Source organism: Pseudomonas sp. NPDC096950, from assembly GCF_044762525.1.
Classification (GTDB): Bacteria; Pseudomonadota; Gammaproteobacteria; order Pseudomonadales; family Pseudomonadaceae; genus Aquipseudomonas.
In genome coordinates this window covers 37005-46062 of record NZ_JBIWEL010000006.1, presented here as the reverse complement: position 1 = coordinate 46062, position 9058 = coordinate 37005, and the positions used below count along the sequence as shown (strand labels likewise).

Sequence of the window (9058 nt, the reverse complement as noted above, 5' to 3'; positions counted from 1 at the left end):
GTGGGGCGGTGGCCGGCACTTTTTCGGGAAGTGGAACCACGCGCACCTTCACGCCGACGGCCGCCTGGACGCCACCGGGCGAGCAGACGGTCAAGATCGTACAAACAGTCGGCGGCGTGCCGTCGGACCCCAGCGATCTGGTCACGTTGAAAGTAAGGCCGCCCAAGCCTGGAATTGAGCCACCGGGTGCCCCGATAGAGGCGAGTCAGCCGCTCACGGTGATGGGCATTTATTCGGACGCTGTCACGCTGAAGATGCTTAATGATGACAACAATGAGGTGACGGGTAGTTTTACCGGGAGTGGCGGCCGGCGCGACTTTATCCCCGATCCAGCCTGGTCGGAGGGGGAGCACCACGTCAAGGTTGTACAGACCCTTCAAAATATAACCTCTGCCCCGAGCGAGCTGTGCTCCTTCATTGTCGAAGCGAGCCTGAAGCCGCCTGAGTTCGAGGTTCCCGTGGCGGGTTCGAACAGCCCATCCAGCCCGCAGATCAGCGGCACCAGCGAACCTTTTGCCGATGTGACGGTGCGTCATGTGGGTAGCCAGGAGCAACTGTTTCACGGCCCGGCCGACGCTGATGGTTACTGGGCCTTCGTGGTCAAGGCACACCTGCCGCTTGGGCCGCATTCACTCCAGGCGATGCAGGCGCTCCGAGGCCAGTCATCCGTTTGGGGCGAGGAGCATCCCTTTATTGTGATCAGAACCCCGGTCTCGGTGCCGACCATCGAGCGGCCACTGAAGGACAGCACCGTCAATCCCGTGCTGTGGTTTTCGGGAAGTGGCGTTGTGAACGCGCAGGTCAATATCAGGGTGAAACAGGACGGGGTGGAGAAAGGTACCGACAGAGTGCCCGTCAACGGGAGCAGGAACTGGACGTCTCGCCCCTCATTCCGTTTGCCGGCGGGCATCACTTACACCCTGGAAGTCCAGCAACAATATGGGGCTGACGAATCCGGGTGGACGGTGCCGGCAGTGCCTTTCAAGGTCAGTGCATCCACGTTCGAGTTCGCTGAGGCAGGCCCTGTGATCGGGCAGCCGGTGGTGAGTAACGAGGAAGGTGTATGGCTGCGGGTGCGGGCAGTGTCTGCGGATACCGGGTTGGGTGTCGGTGGACTTGAAGTGCGCTGGTATCTGGATGAACAGGTGGTTATTGCCACCACCCTCACGGATCCGAACGGCTGGACCCGCTATCGTTACCGCCCGGCCACTGCGGGTGAACATACCGTCTGGGCGGATATGAGCGCCGAGAATGACGACGTGTCGGTGGTGCAACCCTTCATGCTGACGGCGGTTGAGAACGATGTGTGGGCGCGGGAGTTTGATCTGCTCATTGATGGCGAACGGTTGGATCTGAGAGAAGATATTGTTGTTTCGTATGGCTCAATGCTGCTCATCTACGTTCTAACAAAACCCGGCAGCCCTCTCATCGGTACGACCACCGTTACTCTGCAGACCTTACCTGGTACCGAGAATTCTGACTTTACGGCCAGACCACCCTTGGGAACGCTTGTTCCTGTGGATCACGCCGGTATGGTTTGGTGGATTGAGCCAGACACGGAGTTCAGCGGTTTTTATGGATTGAAGCTCAGCAGTCCCAAGCTGCCGGACAGGCACTTGCCGATACGCGTCATCTCCAAGGACCTTGCCAATGAAGTGGAGGTTTTTTTCGATGGCGTTGTGACGGGGTTCGGGAAGGGGGCGGCTTATCTATGTCATGGCGCGAAGCATACCCTTACGCTAAAACCCAAGCCTGGTAGCCCGATGTTGAACAGAAATATAAGCATGACCTGGCAGGGCGACTCGGGCTACGGGCTGGGTATTGTTACTACACCAAGCGTTCAAGCTCCTCGACTCCTTGGGGAGCAAGGCCTTACGTGGGAATTTAATTGCGTCAACAGCACGCGAGATGGCAGTTTTTCCTTGCAACTGGTTTTCAACGCGTTCGTCTCCTCGGACTTCAACCTGTCGTTGGGAGATTACAAAGTCAACGTTATCGACCGTGATGGTCCCCGGGAAATTGGCGGTGCCGGTGGGCGTTGGAGGACGGGTATTCGCGTGGCCTCTGAATTCACGGGCAATGTCGTGAGCGTGCCGGTGACGGTGCACATTTCCGGCAAGGCACCGTATACCGCTTCGACTGACAGTACTGGTTGGTGTTACGTCTATCACGCAGAAGACGAGTCTGCCGGGTTCACGCTACATAATCGGTATCCAACCGGGTGAGTCACAGCGGTGAAAGCGTTCTTGCCCATCCGAAGAGCGCTTTCACCCGACACTAAAACATCCCGGCCTTTTTCCACTCCAGATAGCGAGTCACCAGTGCAGGACCTAATTCGCCGGTGGTGGCATCGACCACGGGAACCCCGTGAGTCTTCAGGCGCTCATGCAGTTCGGCCCGCGCATTCAAATAATCTACCGTCCCGCAATACATCAACGCCTCGGGCAAGGTTTGCACCGGCGTTTGCCGCAGTTCGTCGAGGGTGTCTTCGCGCAGGCTGGCGACCATCACCCGGTGCTGTTGTCCCAGGCGTTGCACGGCGTTGAGCAGTTCGTCGTCGTCTTCGTCCCGCAGGTTGGTGACCAGCACCACCAGTGATCGGCGTTTCTGCCGGGCGAGCAACTGGCTGACGGCGGCCTGGTAGTCGGCGGGGCGCTGTGTGTTGCCGAGGTCGTAGACGCCATTGAGCAACACCTTGAGCTGGCCGGGGCCTTTGACCGGTGCGAGATAGCGTGGTTGATCGCTGGCGAAGGTACTCAGGCCCACCGCATCGCCCTGGCGCAAAGCCACGTAACTGAGCAGCAGGCAGGCATTCAGCGCGTGGTCGAAATGGCTCAGTTCGCCATCCTGACTGCGCATCCGCCGCCCGCAATCGAGCATGAAAATGATCTGTTGGTCGCGTTCGTCCTGGTACTCACGGGCAATCGGCGTGCGCTGGCGTGCGGTGGCTTTCCAGTCGATCTGGCGCAGGCTGTCGCCTTCGCGGAATTCGCGCAACTGATGAAACTCCAGCCCCAGGCCACGGCGCTGGCGTTGGCGCACGCCGAGCTGGCTCAGCCAGTTGTCCACCGCCAGCAACTGGCCGCCGTAGAGTCGGGCGAAGTCCGGGTAGACCCGGGTGGTATCGATCACGTTCAGCAAGCGTTTGTCGGACCACAAACCCAATGGGCTCGGCAGGTTGATTTCGCAGTGCTCAAAAGCGAAGTGCCCGCGCCGCAGAGGCCGCAGGCGATAGTGGATCAGGCTGCGTTGGCCGGGTTGCAGTTCGACGGCTTGTGGCAGGTGTTCGAAGGTCAGGCCGTCGGGGGCGTGATCGAAGAGGTGTATGTTCAGCGGCTGGGCAAAAGCATGCTCGATTTCCAACTGCACTTCGCCCCAGCGGCCCAGCGCCAGACTGCCGGGCATTAACCGTTTGAGGCGTGGCGAAGGCAAGCGCTTGAGGCGGATGGCGTCGTAGACCGCCAGCACCAGCAGCGCCAGCAACAATGCCCAGCTGATCGATTGCAGGTTTTTCGGCATCGCGATGTCGAGCGCTCGCAGGGCTCCCAGCACGATGCCCAAGAAAAGCAGCACTGATAGCCAGATCAGCAGCAGACGCGAGGGTTTCACAGGCGCGGCGCCATGACTTGGTCCAGCATCTGGCCGAGCACCTGATCGACATCCAGCCCTTCAATATCCAGCTCCGGTGCAATCCGCACCCGATGGCGCAACACCGCCAGTGCACAGCCCTTGATGTCATCCGGAATCACAAACTCGCCACCGCGCAACAACGCCCGCGCCCGGGCGCAACGCACCAGCGCGATCGAGGCCCGTGGCCCGGCGCCGAGGGTCAGGCCGGGCCAGGTGCGGGTTGCGCGGGCCAGGCGGATGGCGTAGTCGAGCACCTGTTCATCGAGGGGCAAGTCGCTGGCAATCCGTTGCAACGCCATGACGTCCTTGGCCTGCAGTACGGTGCGCAGCGGTTGCACATCGAGCATGTCGGCCCGGGTCGAACGGGTGACCTGACGGACCATGTCCAGCTCTTGCTCGGCATCGGGATAGTCCATGCGCACCTTGAGCATGAAGCGATCCAGCTCGGCTTCCGGCAGTGGGTAAGTGCCCTCCTGTTCGATCGGGTTTTGCGTGGCGAGGACCATGAACGGTTGCGCAATTGGCAGTGCCCGGCCTTCGAGGGTGACCTGGCGTTCCTGCATGGCTTCGAGCAGCGCGGCCTGGGTTTTCGCCGGTGCGCGGTTAATTTCGTCCGCCAGCAACAGGTTGGTGAAAAGTGGGCCTTTGCGCAATTTGAACTGCTCGGTTTGCAGGTCGTACACCGCGTGCCCGGTAACGTCGCTGGGCATCAGGTCCGGGGTGAACTGGATGCGCGCAAATTCGCCACCGAAGCAGCGCGCGAGGGCGCGGACCAGCAAAGTCTTGCCCAGCCCCGGCACGCCTTCGAGCAACACATGGCCGCCGGCAATCAGCGCGGTGAGCACGTTATCGATCACGATGTCCTGGCCGATCACGGCTTTCTGCAATTCGCTGCGCACCGCCTGGGCCAATTGACTGGCGCGCTGGCGTTGCTGGGCGGCGTGGTTGGGTGTGCCGGGCTCGATGTCACTCATAAGGCATTCCTCAAGGTTTGCAGGTGGGCGACCTGACGGCTGAACTCAGCGCTGGACAGCCGCTGTTTCGGGCGCGGGCTCAGGGCCTGGCTGATGGCGCGGGTGGGTTGCCGGGTCAGGCGCGCGAGCACCAGCCATTGTTCGGCAACCGCCAATTGTTCGAAACCGGGATGACGGCGGCGGGCGCGGCGCAGGATGTCTTGCTGCAAGGCGTGCAACAGGCTGTCCTGCCCATGACGGCGCAGCATGAAATCGGCGCTGGCGCGCAGGTGTTCCTGAAGTTGTCTGCGCGCCCTCGGGGCCGGTTGCAGCAGCGGACCATGGCGCACGCCGACGTGCCAGCAAGCGAGGCCGATCAGGGCGGCGAGGGCGACCAGCGCCTGGGGGAAATAGCGCAGCAGCAAGGTCAGCAGCGAATCGTGATCGGTGTTGTACAGCAGCGTCACGCTGGTATCGGCGTTCAAGTACCAGAGCAGCCAGGCATTGTCGTATTGCTCGATGGCCGGGGTTTTCCACAGGTCGGCGTCGGTGACCACGGTGATTGAACCGAGCCCGTGGTTCAGCTGCATCATGTGCGTGCCCTTGCCGCTGTTGGCCCAGGCCTGGGCGAGGTTCTTCGGGTCGTCCAGGTGGAACGCGGTGTCGAAGCCGATGTAGGCTGGGGCGTTTTCGTCTTCGAGGTAAAGCTTGGTCAGGTTCGGATACGGATCGGGGTCTGGATCGGGTGGCAGGTCCTTGAGGTCCTTACTCAAAAATTGATGCAACTGCACTCGGTCGAGCAGCAGGTCATTGCTCTGGCCGGACTTCTCGTCCCACAGGGACTCGGCGACGAACACCAGCCGGCCGCCGGCCCGGGTCCAGTTCAGCACCTGATCAATCTGGCGCGGGGTCATGTTCGAGCGGTCGCCGAACAGCAACAGGCTGTGCTGGCGTGGATCGATGCCGGGCAGCACGTCGAGGCTGTTGGCGTGAGTGACGGGCACGCCGTGTTTGCGCAGGAACTGCTCCGCCGCCAGATAAGGATTGGCCCGGGCTTCGGGGGAAGGGCCGTGATCGACGATCTCCTGATAGGGCGTGGCCTTGAGGAACAGATAAAAGCACAACGCGCCGAACAGCACCGCGAACACCACGCCGAGGACCTGCCACCCACGCCGGTTCAACGGGCAGCTCCCGGATTGAACAGCGCTCGCCAGCCGTCACAGAGTTCCTGTTGCAGTTGCGCCGGCGGCAAGCGATGTCCGTAGGCCAGGTTCTGCCAGTGGCGGGTCAGGGTTTGACTGAAGGCCAGCAACGCCGGTTGTTGCAGTTGCCCAACGCGCTCCAGCACCTGGCCTTCGGTGTCGGCATCTTTCAAGGGCAGGTTGTAGTCATGCAACAAACGGCTGAGCAGCGCCCGGTAAAGCAGGCCGAGGGCTTCGCGAGGATGGGTTTGCCAGAGCGCTTCGGCACTGGCGGCGACATCGGCGGGCAAGGTTTCGTGATGCACGTCCAGCCCGAACAGTTGTTTCGGCACTGGTCGCTCCACCCTGCGGCGCACGGCCGGCCGGCGACTGACAAACGCCTGCAGCCAGTCGCGGTAGCGCCAGATCAACAACCCGAGGGCCGCGATCACCGTGCCCCACAGCAACACTTCAATCAGCGTGGCCAGGGCGCCGAAGCGTGGGTTGTCCAGCAGCCGCAACAATGCCTTCAACCATTCGGGCGTAGTGCCATCGTCCTTGGTTTTGGCTCCTTCGGGTTTGTCTTCGCCAAAACGATAGCGAGTGACGGATTCCTTGTTCTTGAACGGTGGCTGATCGAGGATCGCCTTGATGCTGTCCCGGGACGCCTGACTGGTCAGGGGTTGGTCCAGCAGGCGTGGCGTGTCTGGTGAAATCACCGGTTCGGCGGCCCAGACACTGTGCGTCGTCGGCATCAACACCACGACGGCCAGTAGTAGCATGACCGCCGCGCTGCCGAGGCGCTGGCGCATCCGGCGGAACACCAGTTCGATGTCCCAGGCTTCCAATGCCGTGCGCCGGTTCAGGTAGAGGCTGAAGCCGCAGGCCACATAGATCGGTTCCCACACCACCAGCACCAGCGCGTAGAAGGCGTTGGTCAGGTGCTCCAGCCAGCGCCAGTCGTGGGTGGTCGCGGCGATGAGGGTTTGCCAGTCCCAATCGAGTTCGATCTGTTGCGGCAGCAGCAGGTAGAACAGCACCATCAAGCCGATCCACAAGGCGCTTTCCAGCTGCACGCCGATGATCGTCAGCCATTGCGCGGCGCCGGCATTGCGTTGCAACAGCACGTGCAAACGTTGTTGGCGTGCCGTGCCGTCCAGACCTTCGAGTTGCACCACGGGCATCAGGAAGCTGCGGCTCAGGCTGAGGCGGCGCCAGGTCAGGCTGGCCAATAGTTGCGGCTTGAGCAAATGTGGCCATTGGCGCAGGGCTTGTTTGAGCGTTGGGGTTTCACCGAACAGGGTTTTCGACAGGATATACAGCGGCAGCCGTTCGAACGCCGGTTTGAGCCACCAGAAAATAAACACGGCCAGGGACGGCGAATCCCACAGCAACACGCTGAGCAAGGCGAACACCGGCAAGGTCACGATGGCCCAACTGGTCATCAACAGTCGACGATGTCGTTGGGTCAGCAGCACACCGAGGTCCATGGCTTCCCAGGTGTTGCGCGGACGAATCACCACCGTGGCGTCACTCAGGCGCATGGCGAGTCCGTCCGGCCAACAGCAGATACAACGCCATCACAATCCAGAGCCCGGCACCGACCAGGTATTTGGTCAGCGGTGTCAGGGTGGTCATGGATGACCAATAGGCTTCGATAAACGCGGCAATCAGCAGGAACAGCATCACCCCGCAAATCAACAGCACGCTTTTACGCGCGGCCAGGCGCAAGGCTTCGGCCCGGGGCAGGCGCCCCGGTGCAATCAAGGCCCAGCCCAATTGCAGGCCGGCGGCGCCGGACAGTGCGATGGCGCTCAGTTCGAAAGCGCCGTGGCCGATCACGAATGACCAGAAGGTTTGCCCGTAGCCGATGTGGGTCAGGTGCCCGGCCACCGCGCCGATGGTCAAGCCGTTGAAGAACAGGAAAAACGCACTGCCCAGGCCAAACAGCAAACCGCTGGCGAAGGTCTGAAAGGCGATGCCGATGTTGTGCATGATGTAGTAGCCGAACATCACCCAGTCTTCGCTGGCTGCCCGTTCGGCCGAACGCCCGAGGTGCCCGGCGACGGGGTCGTACATGCTTTGCATCTCACTGACCTGATCGGCCGGGATCAGGTTGTAGATCAGGTCCGGAAAGAAATACACCAGCAAACCCATGCCGACCAGGCTGCCAAAAAACATCAGCCCGGCGGCGAGCACGAAGGGCCACTGTTGACGCACCAGGCGCGGGAAGTCGGCCAGGATAAACGCCAGCGCGTTGGCCCCGAGTCGGCTGCGATACCGATAAAACTGCTGGTGCCCGCGCAGCACCTGATGCTGCAAGGAGTCCACCAGGAAACTGCTGTAGCCGCGCTCCCGGGCCAGGGCCAGGTGGTGGCAGAGGCGACGATAGTCTTTCGGGAAACTGGCGATGCGCGAGGCGTCCTTGCCCCGTTCCAAGCGGTCGAGGACCAGGGCGAATTGTTCCCATTCGGCCTTGTGGCGACTTTCGAAAAGGCTTTGCTTCATGTGGGGCCCAACAAGCCGCGGGCGATGCCGTTGAGTTCGGCCACGGCTCGTGGCGGCGGAACCTGCAACGGTTGGGCGAGGATGCTCGCCAGTTCATTCACCCGTGCGGGAGAGAGTTCACCCTGGCGTTCGGCGAAACCGAGGATGGCGCGTTGCTCGGTGAGCGTCAGGGCAAAGGGCGGGCGCCGGGGCGGGGCGTCGGGCAGGTCAGGGCGGGTGAGCGGTTTTTCGCTGTAGATCACCAGCGTGCCGGCGGCAAGGTCGCCGAGGCGCTTGAAGGTGGGATGTTGCAGGCAACTGATGGCGCCGAGGAAATAGCCGAACGGCAGCAGGTCGACAAACCGCAACAGGTTACGCAGCAGCGAGGCCGACCAGCCGACGGGCGTGCCGTCGTCCTGCACCACCCGCAAGCCCATCCACTGCTTGCCCGGCGAGCGGCCTTGGTTGAGCACTTCGAACAGCACCATGTACCACCAACTGATCCCGAACAGCAGGATCGAACCCAGCCCGGCGCCGAGTTTGCCGAGAAACGCGAGGACGATGAACAACAGGCCGAGAATCAACCCGCGCAGGCCAAGGTCGATGGTGAACGCCAACGCACGGACCATCAGCCCGGCCGGACGCAGTGGCAAGTCGATGCCTTCGGGCGTTTCGACTTGATACCGCGTGTCCAGGGGCGGGGACAGCGTCGCTTTCCTTGGCAGTGCTGTGGTCTCGAGCATGGGCAACCTGAATGATGTGGCCGGATCGGGATTCAATGTCTGTCCGATGCTAGCAGCCTCTCGG

General features: G+C 61.9%; 7 protein-coding genes. 1 reads left to right on the top strand and 6 read right to left on the bottom strand.

Features of this window, described 5'->3' with window-relative positions; translation table 11 throughout:
- Nucleotides 1-2225, top strand: a 2225-nt coding sequence (locus tag ACIQY3_RS12635) for a hypothetical protein (protein WP_403019742.1), incomplete at its 5' end; no start/stop codon positions are given.
- A gap of 52 nt (nt 2226-2277) precedes the next feature.
- Here ACIQY3_RS12635 and ACIQY3_RS12630 read toward each other — a convergent pair.
- Genes ACIQY3_RS12630 through ACIQY3_RS12605 form a run of 6 tightly spaced genes read right to left on the bottom strand, consistent with a single transcriptional unit; the run spans nt 2278 to nt 8994 of the window.
- On the bottom strand, nt 2278-3609 hold the full coding sequence (locus ACIQY3_RS12630) for a DUF58 domain-containing protein (RefSeq protein ID WP_403019741.1): 1332 nt from the start codon (nt 3607-3609) through the stop codon (nt 2278-2280).
- On the bottom strand, nt 3606-4604 hold the full coding sequence (locus tag ACIQY3_RS12625) for an AAA family ATPase (protein ID WP_403019740.1): 999 nt from the start codon (nt 4602-4604) through the stop codon (nt 3606-3608). The genes ACIQY3_RS12630 and ACIQY3_RS12625 overlap by 4 nt, the downstream gene beginning before the upstream one ends.
- Complete coding sequence (locus ACIQY3_RS12620) at nt 4601-5764, bottom strand: DUF4350 domain-containing protein (protein WP_403019739.1); 1164 nt, start codon at nt 5762-5764, stop codon at nt 4601-4603. Before ACIQY3_RS12620 ends, ACIQY3_RS12625 begins: the two co-directional genes overlap by 4 nt.
- Nucleotides 5761-7308: a DUF4129 domain-containing protein gene (locus ACIQY3_RS12615; protein ID WP_403019738.1), complete on the bottom strand. Its 1548-nt coding sequence runs from the start codon at nt 7306-7308 to the stop codon at nt 5761-5763. The genes ACIQY3_RS12620 and ACIQY3_RS12615 overlap by 4 nt, the downstream gene beginning before the upstream one ends.
- On the bottom strand, nt 7295-8272 hold the full coding sequence (locus ACIQY3_RS12610) for a stage II sporulation protein M (RefSeq protein WP_403019736.1): 978 nt from the start codon (nt 8270-8272) through the stop codon (nt 7295-7297). Before ACIQY3_RS12610 ends, ACIQY3_RS12615 begins: the two co-directional genes overlap by 14 nt.
- The gene (locus ACIQY3_RS12605; protein ID WP_403019734.1) at nt 8269-8994 is read right to left on the bottom strand and encodes an RDD family protein; all 726 of its coding nucleotides are present in this window, start codon (nt 8992-8994) and stop codon (nt 8269-8271) included. The genes ACIQY3_RS12610 and ACIQY3_RS12605 overlap by 4 nt, the downstream gene beginning before the upstream one ends.
- Nucleotides 8995-9058 lie beyond the last annotated feature (64 nt).

Coding starts and splice junctions, on each gene's coding strand:
- ACIQY3_RS12605 (WP_403019734.1), bottom strand. CDS start 8,994: ATGCTCGAGACCACAGCACTGCCAAGGAAAGCGACGCTGTCCCCGCCC.
- ACIQY3_RS12610 (WP_403019736.1), bottom strand. CDS start 8,272: ATGAAGCAAAGCCTTTTCGAAAGTCGCCACAAGGCCGAATGGGAACAA.
- ACIQY3_RS12615 (WP_403019738.1), bottom strand. CDS start 7,308: ATGCGCCTGAGTGACGCCACGGTGGTGATTCGTCCGCGCAACACCTGG.
- ACIQY3_RS12625 (WP_403019740.1), bottom strand. CDS start 4,604: ATGAGTGACATCGAGCCCGGCACACCCAACCACGCCGCCCAGCAACGC.